At 53.0% G+C, this 22,673-nt stretch carries 21 protein-coding genes; 9 read left to right on the top strand and 12 right to left on the bottom strand.

Annotated elements, in window-relative coordinates:
- Positions 1-76: 76 nt before the first annotated feature.
- Positions 77-2,248, bottom strand: a complete 2,172-nt coding sequence (locus BZK40_RS02850) for a YgiQ family radical SAM protein (protein WP_003024532.1) — start codon at positions 2,246-2,248, stop codon at positions 77-79.
- Between the two features lie 199 nt (positions 2,249-2,447).
- Here BZK40_RS02850 and BZK40_RS02845 point away from each other — a divergent pair, with 199 nt between their 5' ends.
- A complete protein-coding gene (locus BZK40_RS02845; RefSeq protein ID WP_048236773.1) occupies positions 2,448-3,923 on the top strand; it encodes a TrkH family potassium uptake protein in 1,476 nt (491 codons plus the stop codon).
- Between the two features lie 16 nt (positions 3,924-3,939).
- On the opposite strand, the gene ftsP is transcribed toward BZK40_RS02845, so the two are convergent.
- The 4 genes from ftsP to BZK40_RS02825 all read right to left on the bottom strand — a co-directional run bounded on the left by ftsP (position 3,940) and on the right by BZK40_RS02825 (position 9,132).
- Positions 3,940-5,352 carry a cell division protein FtsP gene (gene ftsP / locus BZK40_RS02840; RefSeq protein WP_008785819.1) on the bottom strand — a complete coding sequence of 471 codons (1,413 nt, stop codon included), beginning with the start codon at positions 5,350-5,352 and terminating at the stop codon, positions 3,940-3,942.
- A gap of 71 nt (positions 5,353-5,423) precedes the next feature.
- A complete protein-coding gene (gene plsC / locus BZK40_RS02835; RefSeq protein ID WP_003024540.1) occupies positions 5,424-6,161 on the bottom strand; it encodes a 1-acylglycerol-3-phosphate O-acyltransferase in 738 nt (245 codons plus the stop codon).
- A 195-nt stretch (positions 6,162-6,356) separates the two neighbouring features.
- Positions 6,357-8,615 carry a DNA topoisomerase IV subunit A gene (parC, locus tag BZK40_RS02830; RefSeq protein ID WP_079934122.1) on the bottom strand — a complete coding sequence of 753 codons (2,259 nt, stop codon included), beginning with the start codon at positions 8,613-8,615 and terminating at the stop codon, positions 6,357-6,359.
- A 118-nt stretch (positions 8,616-8,733) separates the two neighbouring features.
- The gene (locus BZK40_RS02825) at positions 8,734-9,132 is read right to left on the bottom strand and encodes a YgiW/YdeI family stress tolerance OB fold protein (protein WP_003024544.1); all 399 of its coding nucleotides are present in this window, start codon (positions 9,130-9,132) and stop codon (positions 8,734-8,736) included.
- Positions 9,133-9,280: 148 nt separating this feature from the next.
- Between BZK40_RS02825 and qseB the strand changes: the two genes are divergently transcribed.
- The 4 genes from qseB (at position 9,281) to BZK40_RS02805 (ending at position 12,322) form a co-directional block, all read left to right on the top strand.
- Positions 9,281-9,940: a quorum sensing response regulator transcription factor QseB gene (qseB, locus tag BZK40_RS02820; protein WP_003828394.1), complete on the top strand. Its 660-nt coding sequence runs from the start codon at positions 9,281-9,283 to the stop codon at positions 9,938-9,940.
- Positions 9,937-11,286 carry a quorum sensing histidine kinase QseC gene (qseC, locus tag BZK40_RS02815; protein WP_032945028.1) on the top strand — a complete coding sequence of 450 codons (1,350 nt, stop codon included), beginning with the start codon at positions 9,937-9,939 and terminating at the stop codon, positions 11,284-11,286. Before qseB ends, qseC begins: the two co-directional genes overlap by 4 nt.
- Before the next feature lie 109 nt (positions 11,287-11,395).
- Positions 11,396-11,977: an NAD(P)H-dependent oxidoreductase gene (locus BZK40_RS02810; RefSeq protein WP_003828397.1), complete on the top strand. Its 582-nt coding sequence runs from the start codon at positions 11,396-11,398 to the stop codon at positions 11,975-11,977.
- A gap of 30 nt (positions 11,978-12,007) precedes the next feature.
- Positions 12,008-12,322, top strand: a complete 315-nt coding sequence (locus BZK40_RS02805) for a putative quinol monooxygenase (RefSeq protein ID WP_003024557.1) — start codon at positions 12,008-12,010, stop codon at positions 12,320-12,322.
- Between the two features lie 106 nt (positions 12,323-12,428).
- On the opposite strand, the gene parE is transcribed toward BZK40_RS02805, so the two are convergent.
- Genes parE through nudF form a run of 5 tightly spaced genes read right to left on the bottom strand, consistent with a single transcriptional unit; the run spans position 12,429 to position 16,834 of the window.
- Positions 12,429-14,321, bottom strand: a complete 1,893-nt coding sequence (gene parE, locus BZK40_RS02800) for a DNA topoisomerase IV subunit B (RefSeq protein ID WP_003024571.1) — start codon at positions 14,319-14,321, stop codon at positions 12,429-12,431.
- A 28-nt stretch (positions 14,322-14,349) separates the two neighbouring features.
- Positions 14,350-14,931, bottom strand: a complete 582-nt coding sequence (gene yqiA, locus BZK40_RS02795) for an esterase YqiA (protein WP_079934121.1) — start codon at positions 14,929-14,931, stop codon at positions 14,350-14,352.
- On the bottom strand, positions 14,931-15,758 hold the full coding sequence (gene cpdA, locus BZK40_RS02790) for a 3',5'-cyclic-AMP phosphodiesterase (RefSeq protein WP_016154517.1): 828 nt from the start codon (positions 15,756-15,758) through the stop codon (positions 14,931-14,933). The genes yqiA and cpdA overlap by 1 nt, the downstream gene beginning before the upstream one ends.
- Before the next feature lie 24 nt (positions 15,759-15,782).
- On the bottom strand, positions 15,783-16,205 hold the full coding sequence (locus BZK40_RS02785) for a DUF1249 family protein (RefSeq protein ID WP_003024582.1): 423 nt from the start codon (positions 16,203-16,205) through the stop codon (positions 15,783-15,785).
- Positions 16,202-16,834 (bottom strand): ADP-ribose diphosphatase, encoded by a 633-nt coding sequence (gene nudF / locus BZK40_RS02780; RefSeq protein ID WP_079934120.1) that lies wholly within the window; start codon positions 16,832-16,834, stop codon positions 16,202-16,204. The genes BZK40_RS02785 and nudF overlap by 4 nt, the downstream gene beginning before the upstream one ends.
- 199 nt (positions 16,835-17,033) lie before the next feature.
- Between nudF and tolC the strand changes: the two genes are divergently transcribed.
- The 3 genes from tolC (at position 17,034) to BZK40_RS02760 (ending at position 20,503) form a co-directional block, all read left to right on the top strand.
- Positions 17,034-18,512, top strand: a complete 1,479-nt coding sequence (gene tolC / locus BZK40_RS02775) for an outer membrane channel protein TolC (protein WP_095533102.1) — start codon at positions 17,034-17,036, stop codon at positions 18,510-18,512.
- 147 nt (positions 18,513-18,659) lie between these two features.
- Positions 18,660-19,337, top strand: a complete 678-nt coding sequence (locus BZK40_RS02765) for a DUF1190 family protein (protein WP_003024591.1) — start codon at positions 18,660-18,662, stop codon at positions 19,335-19,337.
- Positions 19,338-19,342: 5 nt separating this feature from the next.
- Positions 19,343-20,503, top strand: coding sequence for a glutathionylspermidine synthase family protein (locus BZK40_RS02760; protein ID WP_079934119.1), 1,161 nt, complete (start codon positions 19,343-19,345; stop codon positions 20,501-20,503).
- A gap of 85 nt (positions 20,504-20,588) precedes the next feature.
- Here the strand turns inward: BZK40_RS02760 and ygiD are convergent, their stop codons facing one another.
- Entirely contained in the window at positions 20,589-21,377 is a 789-nt protein-coding gene (gene ygiD, locus BZK40_RS02755) for a 4,5-DOPA-extradiol-dioxygenase (protein WP_079934118.1), read from the bottom strand.
- Between the two features lie 147 nt (positions 21,378-21,524).
- Between ygiD and zupT the strand changes: the two genes are divergently transcribed.
- Entirely contained in the window at positions 21,525-22,298 is a 774-nt protein-coding gene (gene zupT, locus BZK40_RS02750) for a zinc transporter ZupT (protein ID WP_003024600.1), read from the top strand.
- A gap of 65 nt (positions 22,299-22,363) precedes the next feature.
- Here zupT and BZK40_RS24610 read toward each other — a convergent pair whose 3' ends face one another.
- A complete protein-coding gene (locus BZK40_RS24610; RefSeq protein ID WP_071446370.1) occupies positions 22,364-22,540 on the bottom strand; it encodes a hypothetical protein in 177 nt (58 codons plus the stop codon).
- Positions 22,541-22,673 lie beyond the last annotated feature (133 nt).

The following is a 22,673-nucleotide window of genomic DNA, read 5'->3' as shown; positions in this document are numbered from 1 at the left end:
TTCAAGCACCTTATCCGGCCTACAAAACTGTTCTATTCGTAGGCCTGATAAGCGTTTCACCACCGGGCAAGGCAGATTAGCGCCCTGCCACTTTCCCGCGTTTTTTGTTCGCGGCAGGCGTCTGGCGCTGATGCGCCACCGGTGTGTGCTTGGTCAACGCCGGACGGGTATGACGGTTCTGGCGACGCGCTTCGCGCATCTCTTCCAGCGTAGGCGCCGGGACCAGACATTCGCGACGACCGCCGATCAGATGCTTTTTACCCATATCTTCCAGCGCCTGGCGGATTAACGGCCAGTTGGCTGGATCGTGGTAACGCAGCAGGGCTTTATGCAAACGACGCTGCTTATCACCTTTCGGCACCACCACATCTTCACTCTTATAACCAATTTTACCCAGCGGGTTTTTCCCGGTGTAATACATGGTTGTGGAGTTCGCCAACGGTGATGGATAGAAGTTCTGCACCTGATCCAGACGGAAACGACGTTGCTTCAACCACAACGCCAGATTCACCATATCTTCATCACGCGTACCCGGGTGCGCGGAAATAAAGTACGGGATCAGGTACTGCTCTTTACCCGCTTGCTTAGAGTAGGTATCGAACAATTCCTTAAAGCGATCGTAGCTGCCCATCCCCGGCTTCATCATCTTCGACAACGGGCCTTCTTCGGTATGCTCTGGCGCAATCTTCAGATAGCCGCCAACGTGGTGGGTCGCCAGTTCTTTGATATAGCGCGGATCTTCAACCGCGATGTCATAACGCACGCCCGAAGCGATGAGGATCTTTTTAATGCCTTTCAAATCACGCGCACGACGATAAAGGTTAATCGTCGGTTCGTGGTTGGTGTCCATATGCGGACAGATATCCGGGTAGACGCATGACAGACGACGGCAAGTTTGCTCCGCGCGCGGTGACTTACAGCGCAGCATATACATGTTCGCCGTTGGGCCGCCGAGGTCGGAAATCACGCCGGTAAAGCCTGGAACGGTGTCGCGAATGGCTTCGATTTCATTGATGATCGAGTCTTCAGAGCGGCTCTGGATGATGCGACCTTCGTGCTCGGTAATCGAACAGAACGAACAGCCGCCAAAGCAGCCACGCATAATGTTGATCGAGAAACGGATCATCTCATAGGCCGGAATGCGGCTGTCGCCATACGCCGGATGCGGCACACGTTTGTACGGCAGCGCAAAGACGCTATCCATCTCTTCGGTAGAGAGCGGAATGGCTGGCGGGTTGATCCAGATGTAGCGATCGCCGTGCTTTTGCATCAGCGCACGCGCACAGCCTGGGTTGGTTTCGTGGTGCAGGATACGCGACGCATGCGCATACAGCACTTTATCGCCCTTCACTTTTTCGAAGGACGGCAGCAGCACGTAGGTTTTTTCCCACGGTTTCGGGCGCGGCGGCTGTACGGTTACCGCTTTCGCTTCCTGCTTTTTCGGTGCGACAGGCTTGTTGTCAGCACACGGCAGATCTTCACCATACGGATGCGGGATCGGGTCAATCTTGCCCGGCGTGTCGAGGCGCGTGGAATCCACCCCACTCCAGCCCGGCAGCGCTTCTTTAACCATAATCGCAGTGTTACGCACGTCGCGGATCTGATCGATGGTTTCGCCCATCGCCAGACGATGCGCCACTTCCACCAGCGGACGTTCGCCGTTGCCGAACATCAGCATGTCGGCTTTGGAATCCACCAGAACAGAGCGACGAACGGTATCAGACCAATAGTCATAGTGCGCGGTACGGCGCAGGCTGGCCTCAATACCGCCGAGAATAACCGGCACATCTTTCCATGCTTCTTTACAGCGCTGGGTATAGACCAGCGTGGCGCGGTCCGGACGCTTGCCCGCAACGTTGTCCGGCGTGTAGGCATCGTCATGGCGCAGTCGACGATCGGCGGTGTAACGGTTGATCATCGAGTCCATGTTGCCTGCGGTCACACCAAAGAACAGGTTCGGTTTACCCAAACGCATAAAATCGTCTTTGTTGTTCCACTCCGGCTGGGCGATAATCCCTACGCGAAAGCCCTGCGCTTCCAGCATTCGTCCGCAAATTGCCATGCCAAAGCTGGGATGATCGACGTATGCATCGCCGGTAACCAGAATGATGTCGCAGCTATCCCAGCCAAGTTGGTCCATTTCGTCGCGTGACATCGGCAAAAACGGTGCCGGGCCAAAACAGGCAGCCCAGTACTGCGGCCAGGAGAAAAGGTCTCTGTCCGGCTGGATCAGGGATATTGCGCTCATAATGCTTCCAAAAATGGTAAAAAAATAATCAAAGGCCGAGGATTATACGCTGTATGTCGGCAAGAAATGAAGTGGAGTCTGAACCAGACCAGTAGAAAGTTATATAAATTGTTAAATTTTACGACGATCATTTTTATCGATCATAATTAAGACCATGCCGGCCAGCTGAGATAACTCTTTTTCGGCGGGGGATTTTTCATTGCGACTCAACGATTCACTGCATATTTCCCAGTTACGGGTTGTTGTTCACCTGTGCGGATTTCTGGTTCTTCTCTACAGCTTTTCTATGCTGCCACCGATGCTCATCGCTTTGTTAAACAAAGAGCGGAGCTTGTTCGCCTTTTTCAGCACGTTTATGACTTTCTTCACCCTCGGCGGCGGGGCGTGGTTGGCAACCAAACATGCGGGGATTCAACTGCGCACCCGGGATGGTTTCGTCATTATCGTCCTGTTCTGGCTGTTGTTTTCGTTTATCAGCGCGATGCCGATGTGGATGGACGATGGCTTAAACCTCTCTTTTGCGGATGCCCTGTTTGAAGGAGTTTCTGGGATTACCACTACAGGCGCAACGGTGATTGATGACGTCAGCGCCTTGCCGAAGTCGTATCTGTACTATCGGGCTCAGCTCAATTTTATTGGCGGTCTGGGTGTTATCGTCCTCGCCGTGGCGGTATTGCCTCTGCTGGGTATTGGTGGCATGAAGCTGTATCAGTCTGAAATGCCGGGCCCTTTTAAAGAAGAACGCCTCACGCCAAGACTTGCTGATACTGCACGCACGCTGTGGATGACCTATGTCATTCTGGGTCTTATTTGTACTCTGGCCTACTGGGCTGCCGGGATGTCGTTTTTCGACGCCTTATGCCACGGGCTGTCGACGGTCTCTCTCGGCGGATTTTCCACTCGCAGCGAGAGCATCGGCTTTTATAACAGCCATGCCATTGAGCTTGTCGCCGGGGTATTTTCACTGCTGTCTGCGTTTAACTTCACCCTCTGGTACGTTGCTATCGTGAAACGTACCTTCAAACCCTTTCGTCGTAATGCCGAATTGCGTTTCTTTTTGCTTATTGCGTTGGTGGTCACTCTGATCGCCACCTGGCAAGTTTGGCGGGCAGGCATGTACGGATTAACGGACAGCCTGGTGCATGCTTTTTTTCTGGCCAGTTCGATGCTGACAGATAATGGTCTGTCGACGGCGGATTACGCGCAGTGGCCTTCGCACACGATCTTCATGCTGCTCAGCGCCAGTTTCTTCGGCGGTTGTGTGGGATCGACCTGCGGGGGGATTAAGGTGCTGCGCTTTTTGATTATGTTCAAGCAGTGCCGTCAGGAGTTACACCAGCTCGCGCACCCTCGTGCCCTGCTTAACATCAAAGTGGGCAATAGCGTGGTAAGCGACCGGGTGGTGCGTTCGGTATGGAGCTTTTTCTTTCTCTACGTTTTGTTCACCAGCTTTTTTATCTGGGCGCTCAATCTGATGGGCTACGATCTCTTCTCCTCTTTCGCCACCGTTGCCGCCTGCATCAACAATATGGGGCTAGGATTTGGCGTCACCGCCACAACATTTGGCACCTTAAACGAGGAAGCAAAGCTACTGATGTGCGCGGCCATGATCATGGGGCGTCTGGAGATTTACCCCATTCTGATCCTGTTCTCGCGCATGTTCTGGCGGGCGTAACGAATACCCCGGCGCATTACGGCGCCGGGTTCACCAACATCTGTCCGATTGAGCCACGATCCGCCATTTCCAGCGTCTGGCTATTAAAGTAGAACGGGAAATGGGCCCAGGAAGGCTGTCCGTAATAAACCAGTAATTCAACCTGGCCATCAACCCAGACAGTATCTTTCCAGCCTCTGTCTTCCGGGAACGGCATCGCGCCATTCACATTACGGATCAGGAACGAAACACCTTCAATATGGAAGGACTGGGGCATATCCGCCCGTACCGTCCAGCGCTCCCAGGAGCCCTGCTGGGCAGTAATATCCATACGATTGACGTCCCACAGCTGACCGTTGATGCCAGGATCGTCGTCCAGGCTGATATCACGGCTGCGAATCGGCGAACCGCTGAGGATTTCCGTTGGCAGCAGGCGCATTGGCAGGCTATCGGTCACCAGCGGCAGAAGGCCCGTTGGACGCAGAGTCAGCACCAGCGTGGAGATGAGAATACTGGAAGGCTCAAAGAACCCGCGGATCCTGTCGACAATACTGGCCGCCTCACCACAGGTGATAGAGACCTCATTACCGTTCGTCATATCCACCAGGATCTCACGACGCTCGCCCGGAGCCAACGAGAGCTGCTTCACCGAAACAGGCGCAGGTAAAAAACCCTGATCGCCGGAAATCACATGCAGCGCACGGCCATCGCTCATTTGCAGCTGGTAACGACGCGAGTTTGAAGCGTTCAGCAAACGCAAGCGCACCCAGCCGCGGGAGACTTCGACATACGGGCTTTGCGCCCCATTGACCAGCAGCGTATCACCGACAAAGCCACCGCTGCCGGGCTCGCTGTATTCCGGCGTGCCAAAGTTGTCCAGCCGCTTGTCCTGGATAATGACCGGAAAATCATCCACGCCATAGTGGTTGGGAATAGACAGTGATTTACTCACTTCATCTTCAACCAGCCACATCCCGGCAAGACCGTTATAGACCTGCTGAGCAGTACGATTTGGTGTATTAGCGTGATACCACAACGTGGCGGCATTCTGGCGAATCGGTAGCACCGGCGCCCAGTCAGCATTCGGGGACATCATGCGCGCCGGGCCGCCCATCAGCGGGCCAGGTACCTGTAACCCGGCGACGGTCATCGAGACATTTTCAGTCAGACGGTTGCTGTAGATAAGCTTGACGTCATCCCCTTTCCAGACGCGGATTGTCGGTCCCAGATAGCGGCCGTTAATTCCCCAGACAGGTGCGCGCGTGCCTTGTGTAAAGGACCAGTGCGCACGTTGCAGCGTCATAAATAGCGGCTGCCCCCGGCGGGATTCCAGCAGCGGAGGCACGGGTAACGGTTGTTGCTGACCGGCAGCATTAGCCTTCAGCGGAACAGCACCTGCACACAGTGCGATCCCCGATGCCTGAATGAACTGACGCCGACTGAATGACATATAAACTCCATAAAAAACTGGCTATTAACACGCAGGAAGTCATTTCCTGTAAAAAACCCGAATTGCGCGGATTAAACCTTACCGGCGGCTTCCCGCTCAGCAACTTCTTTATCGAGTTCTGCGATTTTTTGTTCCATCAGCGTGCGGCAATGCGCTGCCAGTTCACGAACCTGATCTTTCCCAAAGTGGCTAATATCCACCGGTGGCAACATCTCGACAATTGCCAGACCATTATTGAGTCGATTGAGTTTTATCTTGTTCGAGGTTGTGGAAACGCACACCGGAATGACCGGGACACCAGCAGCAATCGCTGCATGGAACGCGCCGGTTTTAAACGGCAGCAGACCGCGACCGCGGCTACGCGTCCCTTCAGGGAACATCCAGATAGAAATGCGACGTTTTTTGAAATGATTCACCACGGCAGCAATGGTGCTGTGCGCTTTAGCGCGGTTGTTTCTGTCAATCAACAGGTTACCGGTTAACCAGTACAGCTGCCCGAAGAAAGGGATCCACAGCAGGCTTTTTTTACCTACCGTCACCGTCGGCGGCTGAACGATATTCGCAGCGGTAACCATGTCATAGTTGTTCTGATGGTTACAAATATAGATAGCATTACCATAGTTCTGCGCGTCTGCCGGCATGCGGCACTCGACCTTCAGGCCATAAAGGGGAGCCAGGCGGCCAAACATATGGCCGAACGTTGCAACGTGTTTTGGATTTCGTGGGCTGAACAGACAGTATATGCAACCGAAAATACAGACCAGAACGCAGTAAATAACAGTAATAATTAAACGAAAAATATATAGCATAACAACCTCTAAGGCCTAAGAGCCTGGCATTTTACGTCACCTGATTCATCACGCGGTATCAGGTTAGGGCTTTGTTAAGGGCGGCTCTCTGGAAAAGCGTATTGTTAATCGCAACGCACGAATAAACAACGGTTTCACGGGAATTTTTAACGTTGGCTCTCCCTGGGCTTTAACAGGGAGAGCCGGACGGTAGCGTTATTCTTCGCTGTCGCCGTGACTGGCGCGTCGAGGCGAGTCAATCTCAATGCTGTCGATACGCTGCAGACCACGCATTAGCGTGCCGCGACGGCCGCGCTCTCCGGTCACTTTCTGCAACTCTTCAGGACGCAGTTTGATTTTGCGCTTACCGACGTGGATGGTCAGCGTGCTCTGCGGCGGCAGCACGTAAAGTTGCGCCAGGCCATCCTCGCCTTTCGCCGCTTCCGCTGAAGGGATATTAATGATCTTGTTCCCTTTGCCTTTCGACAACTGCGGTAAATCGCTCACCGGGAACATCAACATGCGACCAGCCTGAGTAATAGCCAGTAGCATATCGGTTTCATCTTCAATCACCACCGGCTGCATCACGCGCGCATTTTCTGGCAGTGTAATCAATGCCTTACCAGCACGGTTACGTGCGACCAGGTCATTGAAGGTACAGACAAAACCGTAGCCCGCATCGGAGGCCATCAGCAGTTTTTGATCGTCGCCTTCCATCAGCATGTGCTCAACCGTCGCGCCTGGCGGCAGCGTGAGCTTCCCGGTCAGCGGTTCACCCTGACCGCGCGCCGACGGCAGCGTAATCGGGTCGATGGCATAGCTGCGTCCGGTCGAGTCCACGAACACCACCGGCTGGTTGCTCTTACCCTTCACTGCCGACTTAAAGCTGTCGCCCGCTTTATAGCTTAATCCTGGCGCATCGATGTCGTGGCCTTTGGCGCTACGCACCCAGCCACTCTGGGACAACACAATGGTCACCGGCTCAGATGGCAGCATGTCGTGCTCGCTCATCGCCTTCGCTTCTTCGCGTTCCTGCAACGGAGAACGACGATCGTCGCCATAGGCGTCTGCATCGGCCTGCAGCTCTTTCTTCAGCAGGTTACTCATTTTACGTTCGGAAGCCAGAATGGCCTGCAACTGATCGCGCTCTTTCGCCAGCTCATCCTGCTCACCGCGGATTTTCATCTCTTCTAGTTTGGCAAGGTGGCGCAATTTCAGCTCAAGGATGGCTTCAGCCTGGGTTTCAGAAATGCCAAACCGCGACATCAGCTCAGGCTTAGGTTCATCTTCATGACGAATAATTTCGATGACTTCGTCAATGTTGAGGAACGCCACCAGCAAACCTTCAAGGATGTGCAGGCGCTTGAGCACTTTTTCCAGACGATAATTCAGGCGGCGACGCACGGTATCGCGGCGGAACGCCAGCCATTCGGTGAGGATCTCCAGCAGGTTTTTCACCGCCGGACGACCATCAAGACCGATCATGTTCAGGTTGATACGGTAGCTTTTTTCGAGATCGGTAGTGGCAAACAGGTGGTTCATCACCTGCTCCATATCCACACGATTAGAGCGTGGGACAATCACCAGACGGGTCGGGTTTTCGTGATCCGATTCGTCGCGCAGGTCGTCTACCATCGGCAGCTTTTTATTGCGCATTTGAGCAGCGATCTGCTCCAGCACTTTTGCCCCGGAAACCTGATGCGGCAGCGCGGAAATCACCACCGCGCCGTCTTCTTTCGTCCATACCGCACGCATACGTACGGAGCCGCGTCCGTTTTCGTAAATCTTACGAATTTCCGCGCGCGAAGTAATAATTTCCGCTTCGGTCGGGTAATCCGGCCCTTGCACGATATCCAGCAACTGATCCAGCGTCGTTTTCGGCTGCTCAATCAGGGTAATCGCTGCTTTTGCCACTTCACGCAGGTTATGTGGCGGAATGTCCGTTGCCATACCAACGGCAATACCGGTCGTGCCGTTCAGCAGAATATTTGGCAGACGCGCAGGCAGCATCTTCGGCTCCAGCATGGTGCCGTCGAAGTTTGGCACCCAGTCCGACGTTCCCTGACCGAGTTCGCCCAGCAAGACTTCCGCATATTTAGACAGGCGTGATTCGGTATAACGCATCGCCGCGAAGGATTTCGGATCGTCCGGTGCCCCCCAGTTCCCCTGCCCGTCAACCAGCGGGTAACGGTAAGAGAACGGCTGCGCCATCAGCACCATCGCTTCATAGCAGGCGCTGTCGCCGTGCGGATGGTATTTACCCAGCACGTCACCGACGGTACGGGCGGATTTTTTAAATTTGGCGCTGGCATTCAGCCCCAGTTCGGACATCGCGTATACGATGCGACGCTGAACGGGTTTCAAACCATCGCCAATAAACGGCAACGCCCTGTCCATGATGACGTACATGGAATAGTTCAGATAGGCGTTTTCCGTGAATTCATGCAGCGCCAGGCGCTCTGCCATATCGCTCATTAATCGTGGTTCCTCAACTTTGTACCCCTCTATTGAAGGGCAATATTGCCGCAGATACTACCCTATCTGGCGTGTTGAGTCACAAAGAAAAGGGCCGCGAATGCGGCCCTGATGGGGATTACTTAGCAACTTTGGTAATCTGTTTTACGTCGATTTCAACGGAGTTCCAGTCTTTATCCACTTCACCCTGGATTTCAACCACATCCTGCGGTGTGACGGTTACGCCGTTCCAGCGCTTGTGGTCGATATCCACATTAACCGTGCCGGTCGCATCTTTAAACACGTACAGGTCGTCGGAAATACGCTCAACGATGTTCCCGCGCAGGGTAACCCAGGTGTCATCACGCAGTGATTTGGCGCTTTCTACCGTCGTGCTGCTACCGTTCGGGCCGACAAATCCGCCGTTTTGGCTCTGCGTGGTGGTTGTCGTTGGCCCAGAGAAGCCGCCCTGCTGCGCTGCCAGAACAGGTGCGGAACACAGTGCCATTACGGCAACCATTGCAGCTAATTTTTTCATCGTCATGTCTCCCTTTCATGTTGGTTTACGACTATTAAATAAGTTAATCCTTAACAAGTTCTTAAGGCAAAAAAAGATACTTTTTTTGCTGTACAGAGGCTGTAGCCACAGGTTTACTAACTGCAAATGAGTTCGCAGGGATGAACATATGCGTATTTTACTGATCGAAGATGACACGTTGATTGGCGATGGCCTGAAAACAGGTCTGAGTAAAATGGGTTTTAGCATCGACTGGTTTACCGAAGGACGTCAGGGGAAAGAAGCACTATACAGCGCACCTTATGATGCGGTAATCCTCGACCTGACGCTGCCAGGCATAGACGGACGGGACATTTTGCGCGAGTGGCGAGCCAACGGAAAGCAGGAGCCTGTGCTGATTCTGACCGCTCGCGACGCACTGGCAGAACGCGTTGAAGGCCTGCGCCTGGGCGCAGATGACTATCTGTGCAAACCCTTTGCGCTGATCGAAGTTGCCGCCAGACTGGAGGCACTGGTACGTCGTGCCAGCGGCCAGGCCAGCAACACATTGTGTCATGGCCAGGTAACGCTCGATCCCGGCGCGCTGGTCGCCACGGCGGCGGGTGAACCTTTGTCACTCAAACCTAAAGAGTTCGCGCTGCTGGAACTGCTAATGCGCAACAAAGGTCGCGTCCTGCCCCGCAAACTGATTGAAGAAAAACTGTATACCTGGGACGAAAACGTCTCCAGCAATGCGGTTGAAGTACACGTCCATCACTTACGCCGTAAGCTCGGCAGCGACTTTATCCGTACCGTGCATGGCATTGGCTACACCCTGGGTGACGCATGAAACTCGCACAACGCCTCAGCCTGCGCATCAGGCTAACGCTTATCTTCATGATTTTGGTTTTAGTGACCTGGCTGATTTCCAGCTTTGTCGCCTGGAAGCAAACCACCGATAACGTGAATGAGATGTTCGACACGCAGCAAATGCTGTTCGCCAAGCGTCTGGTCACGCTGGATCTTGATGAACTCAAAGCCTCTGAACGCATCGCGCATACCCCGAAAAAATTCAAGCATGGTCATATTGACGACGATGTACTGACCTTCGCGGCCTACACGCCAGAAGGGAAAATGGTTCTTCACGATGGCGACAATGGCCAATACATTCCCTACAGCTACCGCCGGGAAGGTTTTGACGATGGCTATCTGAATGGCGACAACGATAAATGGCGTTTTGTCTGGCTGACTTCCGCAGATAAAAAGTATCGAATCGTTGTCGGCCAGGAATGGGAATATCGTGAAGATATGGCTTTAGCGATTGTGACAGCACAATTGGTGCCGTGGTTGGTCGCTCTGCCGCTGATGCTGTTAATCCTGATTGTGTTGTTAAGTCTTGAACTTAAGCCACTGAAGAAACTGGCGCAGGCGCTACGTTTACGCGACCCGGAATCAGAAGAACCGCTCAGTTTGAAAGGCATTCCTGGCGAGGTTCGCCCGCTGGTTGAATCACTCAACCAACTTTTCACCCGAATTCATACCACCATGGTGCGTGAACGGCGCTTTACTTCAGATGCCGCTCACGAGTTGCGTAGTCCATTGACGGCGCTGAAAGTGCAAACCGAAGTGGCGCAACTGTCTGACGATGACCCGCAGGCACGGCAAAAAGCCTTAATGCAGATGCAGGCCGGGATCGATCGCGCCACGCGTCTGGTCGATCAGTTACTGACGCTTTCGCGCCTTGACTCCCTCGACAATCTTCAGGATGTGGCAGAAATCTCGCTGGAGGAGTTGCTGCAATCTTCGGTGATGGATATCTACCATTCGGCCCAGCAGGCGCATATTGACGTACGTTTGCAGATTAACGCGCACGGCATCACATGTACCGGGCAACCGCTGTTACTCAGCCTGATGGTGCGAAATCTGCTGGATAATGCGATTCGCTATAGTCCACGGGGAAGTATTGTGGAAGTGACGCTCAACGCCCGCAATTTTAGCGTCAAAGACAATGGTCCAGGTATTGCGCCGGAAGTTCTGATGCACATTGGAGAACGCTTTTATCGTCCACCGGGGCAAAGCGTGACCGGCAGCGGTCTCGGCCTGTCGATTGTCCGTCGTATCGCGATATTGCATGGAATGTCAGCCTCGTTTGGCAACGCTCCGGAAGGTGGCTTTGAAGCAAAAGTCAGTTGGTAATTGCGTTATTGTTGCTCATATAGCAAAAGACTTTGCACATTTTGCTAATTTCACCGCACCGCTGGTGGGAGTAAAATCGTCCTCAAACGTATTTCCTTGAGGACACAAAATGAGCAACATTCTGATTATCAACGGGGCGAAAAAATTCGGCCATTCTAATGGTCAACTGAATGACACCCTGACCGAGGTCGCGGACGGTATCCTGCGCGACCTCGGGCATGATGTTAAAGTCGTACGCGCAGACAGCGATTATGACGTAAAAGCAGAAGTGCAGAATTTCGTCTGGGCCGATGCGGTTATCTGGCAGATGCCTGGCTGGTGGATGGGCGCACCGTGGACCGTGAAAAAATACATCGATGACGTGTTTACCGAAGGTCACGGTACGCTGTACGCCAGCGACGGCCGCACACGTTCAGATGCCTCTAAAAAATACGGCTCCGGCGGGCTGATTCAGGGCAAAAAATACATGCTGTCCCTGACCTGGAACGCACCGATGGAAGCCTTCACTGAAAAAGACCAGTTCTTCCATGGCGTTGGCGTTGATGGCGTCTATCTCCCGTTCCATAAGGCAAACCAGTTCCTGGGAATGGAAGCGCTGCCGACCTTTATCACCAATGACGTGATTAAAATGCCGGACGTCCCGCGTTATATCGCAGAATATCGCAAGCATCTGACCGAAATTTTTGGTTAACTGGTAACCTGGAATTAGAAGGAGTTAACCATGCTTACCGTTATTGCAGAAATCCGTACACGTCCAGGTCAACATCACCGCCAGGCGGTACTGGATCAGTTTGCCAAAATCGTTCCTACCGTACTGAAAGAAGAAGGCTGCCACGGCTATGCGCCGATGGTGGATCACGCCGCAGGTGTGAGTTTTCAGACTACAGCACCAGATTCAATCGTGATGGTTGAGCAGTGGGAAAGCATCGCGCATCTTGAAGCGCATTTGCAGACCCCGCATATGAAAGCCTACAGCGAAGCCGTGAAAGGTGACGTGCTGGACATGAATATTCGTATTCTGGAGTCGGGCATTTAAGATTGTCGATTTGCCGGGTGACGCTTAGCTATCCGGCATAAATCGCTTCGTCAGATGAGAGCCGGATAAGGCATTTTACGCCCGTCTCCGGCTTTTCTACATGCAATTACCCTTCGAGATCCGCCAGGTCGCCTTTCTCCTGCAACCAGTTTCGACGATCTTCAGAACGCTTCTTGGCCAGCAGCATATCCATCATTGCGTTGGTACGCTGATCGTCTTCATCATCGATAATGAGCTGCACCAGGCGACGGGTGTTCGGATCCAGCGTAGTTTCACGAAGCTGCATCGGGTTCATTTCACCCAGACCTTTAAAGCGCTGCACGTTCGGCTTACCTTTCTTGCGCTTTAACTGCTCCAGTACGCCCGCTTTCTCTTCTTCCGTCAGCGCGTAATACACCTCTTTACCGAGGTCGATACGATATAACGGCGGCAGCGCCACGTAGACGTGACCGTGTTTCACCAGCGTGCGGAAGTGCTTCACAAACAGCGCGCACAGCAGCGTAGCGATGTGCAGACCATCGGAGTCCGCATCCGCCAGGATACAGATCTTGCCGTAGCGCAATTGGCTCAGATCGTCGCTGTCCGGATCGATACCGATCGCCACGGAAATATCGTGAACTTCCTGCGAAGCCAACACTTCATCGGAAGAGACTTCCCAGGTATTGAGGATCTTACCTTTCAGCGGCATGATCGCCTGATATTCACGATCGCGCGCCTGCTTGGCCGATCCGCCCGCCGAGTCACCTTCGACAAGGAACAGTTCGGTGCGATTAAGATCCTGTGCGGTACAGTCCGCCAGTTTACCCGGCAGTGCCGGACCGCTGGTCAGCTTTTTACGCACTACTTTTTTCGCTGCACGCAGACGACGCTGCGCGCTGGAAATCGCCATCTCAGCCAGCAGTTCGGCTGACTGCACGTTCTGGTTCAGCCACAGGCTGAATGCATCTTTCACCACGCCAGAGACGAATGCCGCACACTGACGCGAAGAGAGGCGCTCTTTGGTTTGTCCGGCAAACTGCGGATCCTGCATTTTTACCGACAACACATAAGCACAGCGATCCCAGATATCTTCCGCCGACAGCTTCACGCCACGCGGCAGGATGTTACGGTATTCGCAGAACTCGCGCATCGCATCCAGCAGTCCCTGACGCAGACCGTTAACGTGCGTACCACCTTGCATGGTTGGGATCAGGTTCACATAGCTTTCGGTCAGCAGCTCGCCGCCTTCCGGCAGCCAGAGCAGCGCCCAGTCCACCGTCTCCGTCTCACCGCTGAAATTACCGATAAACGGTTTTTCCGGCAGCGTCGGTAGGCCATTCACCGCTTCGCTCAGATAGTCATTCAGACCGTCCTGGTAGCACCAGCGCTGCTCGCTGTTGTTGACCTCATCCTTAAAAGTGATCTCAACGCCAGGGCACAGTACCGCTTTTGCTTTCAGTACGTGCGTTAAGCGCGAAACAGAAAAACGTGGGCTGTCAAAGAAGCTTTCATCCGGCCAGAAGTGCACGCTGGTCCCGGTATTGCGTTTGCCGCAGGTACCGACAACCTGTAAATCCTGCACTTTATCGCCATTCTCAAACGCGATGTTGTATACCTGCCCGTCGCGGCGCACGTTCACTTCCACACGTTTGGACAGGGCGTTAACAACGGAGATACCCACACCGTGCAGACCACCGGAGAACTGGTAGTTCTTGTTAGAGAACTTGCCGCCCGCGTGCAGACGACAGAGGATCAGCTCAACCGCCGGAACGCCTTCTTCAGGGTGAATATCTACCGGCATGCCGCGTCCGTCATCAATGACTTCCAGAGACTGGTCGGCATGTAAGATCACGTCCACGCGTTTCGCGTGGCCCGCCAGTGCTTCATCCACACTGTTATCAATCACTTCCTGCCCAAGATGGTTCGGACGGGTCGTATCGGTGTACATCCCAGGGCGACGGCGTACCGGCTCAAGCCCAGTGAGTACCTCAATGGCATCAGCGTTATAAGTTTGCGTCATGGTTTAAATAAGCAATTCGAATTGATCGTCAGAAACTGTGCAGTCCAAGGAAATCGACAATCGGGTTGAAATAATCTTCGAAGCCCGTGAATGCGTGGTTTCCGCCCTCAATAACTGTCTGACGGCAGGAGGCGTAATACGCCACCGCCTGGCGGTAGTCCAACACTTCATCGCCCGTTTGTTGGAGCAGCCAGATCAAATCCGGCGCTTCCAGCGGGTCAATCTGCATGACTTTAAGATCGTAAATATGGCGTGACTCTAGCACATATTGCTGCCCCGTGTAGGGGTTCTCGTTTTGACCGAGATAGTCGACCAGCAGTTCATAAGGCCGTACGGCAGGGTTCACCACCACTGCCGGCAGCATAAAACATTGCGACAGCCAGGTGGCGTAATAGCCGCCTAAAGAGGAACCGACAATCCCCAGCGACTCTCCGCCGTGTTCAAGAATGATCGATTCCAGCATCTCTGCGGCCTGCGCAGGATACGGAGGTAGCTGCGGCACGATAATCTCAACGTGCGGGTGGTGTTCCGCCAGCCAGTTTTTCAGTAAACACGCCTTCGCCGAACGAGGAGAGCTATTAAATCCGTGAAGATAGAGAAGCGTAGACATCAGTAGCCTTCTGAAGCGGTATCAGGGTGGAACCGATTACCCTGCAGGCGACGTACCTGAGTCTGCAACGTCCCGTCGGCAAAAAGCTCCAGCGTCCGCCAGCCTGGGCTGATGGTATCCAATGTGAAGTTGGAACAGTGCGGTTTAAACTGCACGCAGGTCGACGGCGTCGCCAGCAGACGGCGACCGTTCCAGTCCAGATCCAGCTCCTGATGAATATGCCCGCACAATAGATACTTGGCGCGAGGATAATTCACCAGCACGTTATCCAGCTCAGCGGCATTTCGCAGACTGTGCTGATCGAGCCAGCTGCAGCCCGCAGGCAGAGGATGATGATGAAGAAGCAGCAAGGTATTACGCTCTGGCGCATCAGCAAGTTTACGCTCCAGCCATTCGAGCTGGAATTCACTTAACTCACCGTGGGGAACGCCGAACACCTGGCTGTCGAGCAGCAATATTTGCCACTGTTCGCCAATGAAAACGCGTTTGGCCGGGGAAATGCCCGCATCCTGCAGCGCGCTGTACATTGCCGGCTGAAAATCGTGATTGCCCGGTAGCCAAACGCAGGGCGCACGAAAACTTGCGATGCCCTCAGCAAAATGCTGATAAGCCGCAGCGGATTGATCCTGCGCCAAATCACCCGTCGCGACGATCAGATCGTACTCAGGCGACTCTGCATGTATTGCATCCAGTACGGATTGATAGCTGTCCCAGGTGTTCACACCCAGCAGCGTTTCATGCTTTTCGGCAAACAGGTGAGTGTCTGTAATTTGTAAGATCCTGACTCTGGCCTCACCAGCCAAAGGAAGGGTTAACAGGCTTTCCAAATGGTGTCCTTAGGTTTCACGACGCTAATAAACCGGAATCGCCATCGCTCCATGTGCTAAACAGTACCGTAACCAGTCGGCCAAAAACTGATTAATTTGATGCTTTTCGTCGCGTTGATGCAACTTTTTATTTGGATAATCATACCGCGCTTTGAAGCGAAAGATCTGCTGACTTGAACACACTTCAGCCACCCTTGCGTCATGATACAGGCGCACGGTCAATGAAGGCAGGCTCCAGTATGTGACGGCCGGTGCCGTTTGTTCGATCGCAACAAGCGTAGTGTATCGGGTCGATTCCACGATCGTTAACCGATATTGTGCGTTTGCTACCTGATAGCTCACTGTTTCACCGGCTGCATCATTACGTGGCAGCAGGCGGCGCAATTGCGAATAGTTGGTTTCGCACAGACGCATCATTTCAGGGAAGTCAGGTGTGTAACGCTTCATTTTTTCCACTCAGTTTTTAACTCTTGATAGTGCAGCTGTAACCATTGCAAGGCGATGACAGACGCTGCGTTGTCGATTTTCCCCTCTTCTACCCATTGGTAAGCCTGTTCCCGGCTTACCACATGAACACGAATATCTTCGTTTTCATCAGCCAGACCATGGATCCCGCTCGCGGTCGTGGCGTCCACTTCGCCGACTAAAATAGACAGGCGCTCACTGGTGCCACCCGGGCTTGCCAGATAGCTCAGAACGGGCTTCGTCCGTTTAACTTCCAGCCCGGCCTCTTCCATTGCTTCACGACGGGCTACATCATCAACGGTTTCGCCCTCTTCGATCATCCCTGCCACCATTTCCAGTAACCACGGGCTTTCGCTGGTATCAAATGCCGCGATACGGATCTGCTCGACCAGCACAACTTCATCTCGCTCAGGGTCAAAGGGTAGCAAGACTGCCGCGTGTCCGCGCTCAAAAATTTCGCGCGTTACCTCGCCGCTCATCCCCCCGTTAAACAGGCGATGGCGAAACCGATAAAGATCCAGTGAAAAAAAACCGCGGTATAGCTTTTCTCGTGCAATAATTTCTACATCATTTTTAGTGAAAGTCATTGGCAAGTTGTCTGGTTTACGCATTGTGCTGTCCTGAAACCAATAGTGATTAAAATGTGAATTTCAAGGTCGTTTGACTGATGTTTGAACGCCCTTGTGTTAAATTGATGCAAATTAACGCCGTATGGCACGTAACGCCAACTTTTTGAAGTGGCGGATTCTGCTAGAATCAGCAAATATTTTTACAATTTGATCAGCGCTAAATACTGCTTCACAACAAGGAATGCAAATGAAGAAATTGCTCCCCATCCTTATCGGCCTGAGCCTGTCGGGGTTCAGTACTTTGAGCCAGGCAGAAAACCTGATGCAGGTTTATCAGCAAGCACGCCTGAGCAACCCGGAATTGCGTAAATCCGCCGCCGATCGCGATGCTGCATTCGAAAAAATTAACGAAGCGCGTAGCCCATTACTGCCGCAACTGGGTTTAGGTGCCGATTACACCTACAGCAATGGCTACCGTGATGCAAATGGCGTCAACTCCAACGCCACCAGCGCATCTTTGCAGTTAACTCAGTCTATTTTTGACATGTCTAAATGGCGTGCCCTGACGCTGCAAGAAAAATCAGCGGGCATCCAGGACGTGACCTATCAGACCGATCAGCAAACGCTGATCCTGAATACCGCCACGGCCTATTTTAACGTACTAAACGCAATTGACGTGCTTTCTTACACTCAGGCACAGAAAGATGCGGTCTATCGTCAGTTAGATCAGACCACTCAGCGTTTTAACGTTGGCCTGGTTGCCATCACTGACGTACAAAACGCCCGTTCACAATACGATACTGTACTGGCGAATGAAGTTACCGCGCGTAACAATCTGGATAACGCGGTAGAACAGCTGCGCCAGGTAACCGGTAACTACTATCCGGAACTGGCTTCACTGAACGTTGATGGTTTTAAAACCAACAAACCGCAGGCGGTGAATGCGCTGCTGAAAGAAGCAGAAAACCGCAACCTGTCGTTATTGCAGGCCCGTTTGAGCCAGGATCTGGCACGTGAGCAGATTCGTCTGGCGCAGGATGGTCATTTACCGACTCTGGACCTGACCGCCTCTACCGGGGTATCTGACACCTCGTACAGCGGGTCTAAAACCAACAGCTCCCAGTATGACGACAGCAATATGGGCCAGAATAAAATCGGTCTGAGCTTCTCACTGCCGCTGTACCAGGGCGGAATGGTTAACTCGCAGGTGAAACAAGCGCAGTACAACTTTGTTGGCGCGAGTGAACAACTGGAAAGCGCACACCGCAGCGTGGTGCAGACCGTTCGTTCTTCGTTCAACAACATTAATGCGTCTATCAGTAGCATTAACGCTTACAAACAAGCGGTTGTCTCTGCACAAAGTTCTTTGGATGCGATGGAAGCCGGCTATTCCGTAGGTACACGTACCATTGTGGATGTGTTGGATGCCACCACCACGCTGTACAACGCCAAGCAGCAACTAGCGAATGCGCGTTATACCTATCTTATCAACCAGTTAAACGTCAAATCTGCGCTCGGTACGCTGAACGAGCAGGATCTGGTGGCACTGAACAATACGCTGGGTAAACCCGTATCCACTACCCCGGATTCGATCGCGCCGGAAAACGCGCAGCAAGATGCCGCGGCGGACGGTTATACGTCCAACAGCGCGACGCCTGCGGCGCAGCCGACAGCAGTACGTTCAACCAGCAGCACCGGCAACAACCCGTTCCGTAACTGATGCTGATGACGGGGCTTCGGCCCCGTCTGAACGTAAGACAACGTAAAGATCCGCCCCTTCTTCCGCATTCTCGCCTCTTACCGCTTCAATTTCGACCAGTCATCCTCTATTCTGAGCAGAGTTACCACTGGGTACTGGAAGACATAAATGAAACGGACAAAATCTATACATCACGCCTCGTTCCGCAAAAGCTGGAGCGCGCGCCATCTGACTCCTGTCGCCCTGGCAGTTACCGCTGTGTTTATGCTCGCGGGCTGTGAAAAGAGCGACGAAACGGTTTCGCTTTATCAGAACGCTGACGACTGCTCTGCGGCGAATCCGGGTAAAAGCGCCGAATGTACTACCGCGTTTAACAATGCGCTGAAAGAAGCTGAACGTACCGCACCAAAATACGCCACTCGTGAAGACTGTATCGCTGAATTCGGCGAAGGCCAGTGCCAGCAGGCTCCTGCGCAAGCGGGAATGGCACCGACCGGTGAAGGCCAGGCTCAGGCGCAGAATCAAAGCAGCGGCAGCTTCTGGATGCCGCTGATGGCGGGCTACATGATGGGCCGACTGATGGGCGGCGGAATGGGCGCTCAGCAACCGCTGTTCAGCTCGAAAAACCCAGCCAGCCCGGCTTACGGCAAATACACGGATGCCAGCGGTAAAAACTACGGTGCAGCAACGCCGGGTCGCACCATGACCGTACCGAAAACCGCTATGGCACCGAAACCAGCTACCACCTCTACCGTAACCCGCGGCGGATTTGGTGAGTCTGTGGCCAAACAGAGCACCATGCAGCGTAGCGCAAGCGGCACCACCACACGTTCAATGGGTGGCTGATCGTCATGGAAAGAGTCAGTATTGTTGAGCGCCCGGACTGGCGCGACAAAGCCACCGAATACGGTTTCAATTTTCACACTATGTACGGCGAGCCTTACTGGTGTGAAGACGCGTACTATAAGCTCACTCTTGCTCAGGTTGAAAAGCTGGAAGAGGTCACCGCAGAGCTGCATCAAATGTGCCTCAAGGTGGTGGAAAAGGTCATCGCCAGCGATGAGTTGATGACCAAGTTTCGCATTCCGAAGCATACCTGGGGCTTTGTCCGCCAGTCCTGGCAGACACAGCAACCGTCGCTCTATTCACGTCTCGATCTGGCGTGGGACGGCACGGGTGAACCCAAGCTTTTAGAAAACAACGCCGATACGCCAACCTCGCTGTACGAAGCCGCGTTTTTCCAGTGGATCTGGCTGGAAGATCAGCTCAATGCGGGCAACCTGCCGGAAGGCAGCGATCAGTTCAACAGTCTGCAGGAAAAACTGATCGAGCGTTTCACCGAGCTGCGTGAGCAGTATGGTTTTCAACTGCTTCATCTGACCTGCTGTCGTGATACGGTAGAAGATCGCGGTACGATCCAGTATCTGCAGGATTGCGCTGCCGAAGCTGAGATCGCAACAGAATTCCTCTATGTAGAAGATATTGGTCTTGGTGAAAAAGGTCAGTTCACCGACATGCAGGATCAGGTAATTGCTAACCTGTTCAAGCTCTATCCGTGGGAATTCATGCTGCGTGAAATGTTCTCCACCAAGCTGGAAGACGCTGGCGTTCGCTGGCTGGAACCGGCCTGGAAGAGCATTATCTCCAACAAAGCACTGTTGCCGCTGTTATGGGAAATGTTCCCGGACCATCCGAACCTGCTGCCAGCGTACTTCGCCGAAGACGACCATCCGCAGATGGATAAATTCGTCGTCAAACCGATCTTCTCGCGCGAGGGGGCTAATGTCTCCATCATTGAGAACGGTAAAACGATCGAATCCGTGGAAGGACCGTACGGTGAAGAAGGCATGATCGTGCAGCAGTTCCATCAGCTACCGAAGTTTGGCGACAGCTATATGCTGATTGGCAGCTGGCTGATCAACGATCAACCAGCCGGGATCGGCATTCGTGAAGACCGCGCATTAATCACGCAGGATCTGTCACGTTTCTATCCGCATATTTTTGTCGAATAATTGAGAGAGCCGGGTGGTGACTTCGCCTTACCCGGCCTACGACGCGAACTTAATGCCCGATAAGCGCAGTGCCATCGGGCATTCATCATCCAACCTGCACCGACAACATACTTAAACTTCCCATCTCAATACCATCTACCGGGATCGTGACAGACTCTTTACCGTCCCAAGCCCCGAGTACATACAGCAGCGGCAGATAGTGATCCGGCGTCGGGTTCGACAACGATCCACCTTCATGATCGAGATAGTTCACCAATGGGTGCTGCTCAACCGGTCCCTGCAATGTCAGGTTTGCCTTAACATAGTCATTGAATGAAGTCGCCCACGGATAAGGCGTGTTCTCACCGTGCCAACGCGCAGTGCGCAGGTTATGCACCACGTTACCACTGGCCACCAGCATAATGCCTTCATCACGCAGCGTCGCCAGCTTACGGCCCATCTCAAAATGCCATGCCGCAGGTTTGGTGCTGTCGATACTCAACTGCACCATCGGAATGTCCGCATTCGGATACATCTTGATCAGCACGCCCCAGGAACCGTGGTCAAAACCCCAGGCTTCTTTGTCCAGGGTCACAGGCACTGGAGCAAGCAAGTCAACCAGATGCTGCGCCAGTTCAGGCGAGCCGGGAGCCGGGTAATGGGTGTCATATAATGCTTGCGGAAAACCGCCAAAATCGTGGATCGTTTTGGGGGCTTCCATCGCAGTCACACCCGTTCCACGGGTGAACCAGTGCGCCGAGACCACCACAATGGCTTTCGGACGCGGCAACGTTTCCCCCAGTTGCTGCCAGGCACGGGTATAAACGTTATCTTCCAGAACATTCATCGGGCTACCGTGACCCAAAAACAATGCTGGCATACGAGTTGAAGACATGATGATATCCTTACTGAGGGAGTCATTTTGATACCACCACAATACGCTTATTCGGTTGATGAAGAACTCAGATAACCATGATGAAGATCATCAGTTATTTTGACGATCTAACCCGGACAGCAGATTGATAAGGAGTTTTATTTGTCGATGTCAGTACCTTTACTTCTGACTTTACTGGCAGGTGCCGCCACGTTTATCGGCGCATTTCTCGGCGTGTTAGGGCAAAAACCGTCTAACCGCGTTCTCGCCTTTTCTTTAGGCTTCGCCGCCGGGATTATGTTACTGATCTCCCTTATGGAGATGCTACCTGCTGCGCTGGCCGCTGAAGGTATGTCGCCAGTGCTGGGCTACGGAATGTTTATCGTCGGCTTACTGGGCTACTTTGGTCTGGACCGTCTATTGCCGCACGCGCACCCTCAGGATCTGGTACAAAAAACAACGCAGCCTCTACCCGGCTCTATTAAACGCACCGCGATTTTATTAACGCTCGGCATCAGCCTGCACAACTTTCCTGAAGGGATTGCGACGTTTGTTACCGCCAGTAGCAACCTTGAGCTGGGCTTTGGTATTGCCCTCGCCGTTGCATTGCACAATATTCCTGAAGGATTAGCGGTGGCGGGTCCCGTCTATGCCGCCACAGGCTCCAAACGTACGGCGATATTCTGGGCAGGGATTTCAGGTATGGCAGAAATACTGGGCGGCGTACTGGCGTGGTTAATTCTCGGTAGCCTGATATCACCGGTGGTGATGGCGGCAATAATGGCGGCAGTCGCAGGTATTATGGTGGCGCTGTCCGTCGATGAATTGATGCCGTTGGCAAAAGAGATCGATCCCAATAATAATCCCAGCTATGGGGTGTTATGTGGAATGTCGGTGATGGGATTAAGCCTCGTCATCCTCCAGTCGATGGGAATCGGATAATCCAGAGGGCGGATGCCACCCTGCAAATTTACAGCATCCGCTCATCCATAGCAGAATATGAAGGACTAATCCTGTTCCTTAACCGCGCTGTTATCTTCACCAGAGCGGCGAAAGAGTTTGTTTCGCGCTTCAAGTAAGGCATCTCTGTCCTGGCGGAATGCCCGACAATAACGTTTCATATGGCAATAATAACCCACCGCAACGAGTGCAATTAATACAATCCAATACCAGGCAATAAACATTCTTCTACCCTTAAAATTTAACATCATTAAACATTTAACGTTAAAATTTTACACAACCTTATTCTGACATACTCATATAGTGGCATATTTCAGAAACAAATATATGATTTCGATCATATAAATCAGCGGCTAA

Source organism: Citrobacter portucalensis (assembly GCF_002042885.1).
In the GTDB taxonomy this organism is placed as follows: Bacteria; Pseudomonadota; Gammaproteobacteria; order Enterobacterales; family Enterobacteriaceae; genus Citrobacter; species Citrobacter portucalensis.
This window is presented reverse-complemented; position numbering and strand designations above follow the sequence as displayed.

Excerpts from the sequence above, each read along its gene's own strand:
- BZK40_RS02850 (WP_003024532.1), bottom strand. The coding sequence starts at position 2,248 with ATGAGCGCAATATCCCTGATCCAGCCGGACAGAGACCTTTTCTCCTGG.
- ftsP (WP_008785819.1), bottom strand. The coding sequence starts at position 5,352 with ATGTCATTCAGTCGGCGTCAGTTCATTCAGGCATCGGGGATCGCACTG.
- plsC (WP_003024540.1), bottom strand. The coding sequence starts at position 6,161 with ATGCTATATATTTTTCGTTTAATTATTACTGTTATTTACTGCGTTCTG.
- parC (WP_079934122.1), bottom strand. The coding sequence starts at position 8,615 with ATGAGCGATATGGCAGAGCGCCTGGCGCTGCATGAATTCACGGAAAAC.
- BZK40_RS02825 (WP_003024544.1), bottom strand. The coding sequence starts at position 9,132 with ATGAAAAAATTAGCTGCAATGGTTGCCGTAATGGCACTGTGTTCCGCA.
- qseB (WP_003828394.1), top strand. The coding sequence starts at position 9,281 with ATGCGTATTTTACTGATCGAAGATGACACGTTGATTGGCGATGGCCTG.
- qseC (WP_032945028.1), top strand. The coding sequence starts at position 9,937 with ATGAAACTCGCACAACGCCTCAGCCTGCGCATCAGGCTAACGCTTATC.
- BZK40_RS02810 (WP_003828397.1), top strand. The coding sequence starts at position 11,396 with ATGAGCAACATTCTGATTATCAACGGGGCGAAAAAATTCGGCCATTCT.
- BZK40_RS02805 (WP_003024557.1), top strand. The coding sequence starts at position 12,008 with ATGCTTACCGTTATTGCAGAAATCCGTACACGTCCAGGTCAACATCAC.
- parE (WP_003024571.1), bottom strand. The coding sequence starts at position 14,321 with ATGACGCAAACTTATAACGCTGATGCCATTGAGGTACTCACTGGGCTT.
- yqiA (WP_079934121.1), bottom strand. The coding sequence starts at position 14,931 with ATGTCTACGCTTCTCTATCTTCACGGATTTAATAGCTCTCCTCGTTCG.
- BZK40_RS02785 (WP_003024582.1), bottom strand. The coding sequence starts at position 16,205 with ATGAAGCGTTACACACCTGACTTCCCTGAAATGATGCGTCTGTGCGAA.
- nudF (WP_079934120.1), bottom strand. The coding sequence starts at position 16,834 with ATGCGTAAACCAGACAACTTGCCAATGACTTTCACTAAAAATGATGTA.
- tolC (WP_095533102.1), top strand. The coding sequence starts at position 17,034 with ATGCAAATGAAGAAATTGCTCCCCATCCTTATCGGCCTGAGCCTGTCG.
- BZK40_RS02765 (WP_003024591.1), top strand. The coding sequence starts at position 18,660 with ATGAAACGGACAAAATCTATACATCACGCCTCGTTCCGCAAAAGCTGG.
- BZK40_RS02760 (WP_079934119.1), top strand. The coding sequence starts at position 19,343 with ATGGAAAGAGTCAGTATTGTTGAGCGCCCGGACTGGCGCGACAAAGCC.
- ygiD (WP_079934118.1), bottom strand. The coding sequence starts at position 21,377 with ATGTCTTCAACTCGTATGCCAGCATTGTTTTTGGGTCACGGTAGCCCG.
- zupT (WP_003024600.1), top strand. The coding sequence starts at position 21,525 with ATGTCAGTACCTTTACTTCTGACTTTACTGGCAGGTGCCGCCACGTTT.
- BZK40_RS24610 (WP_071446370.1), bottom strand. The coding sequence starts at position 22,540 with ATGTTTATTGCCTGGTATTGGATTGTATTAATTGCACTCGTTGCGGTG.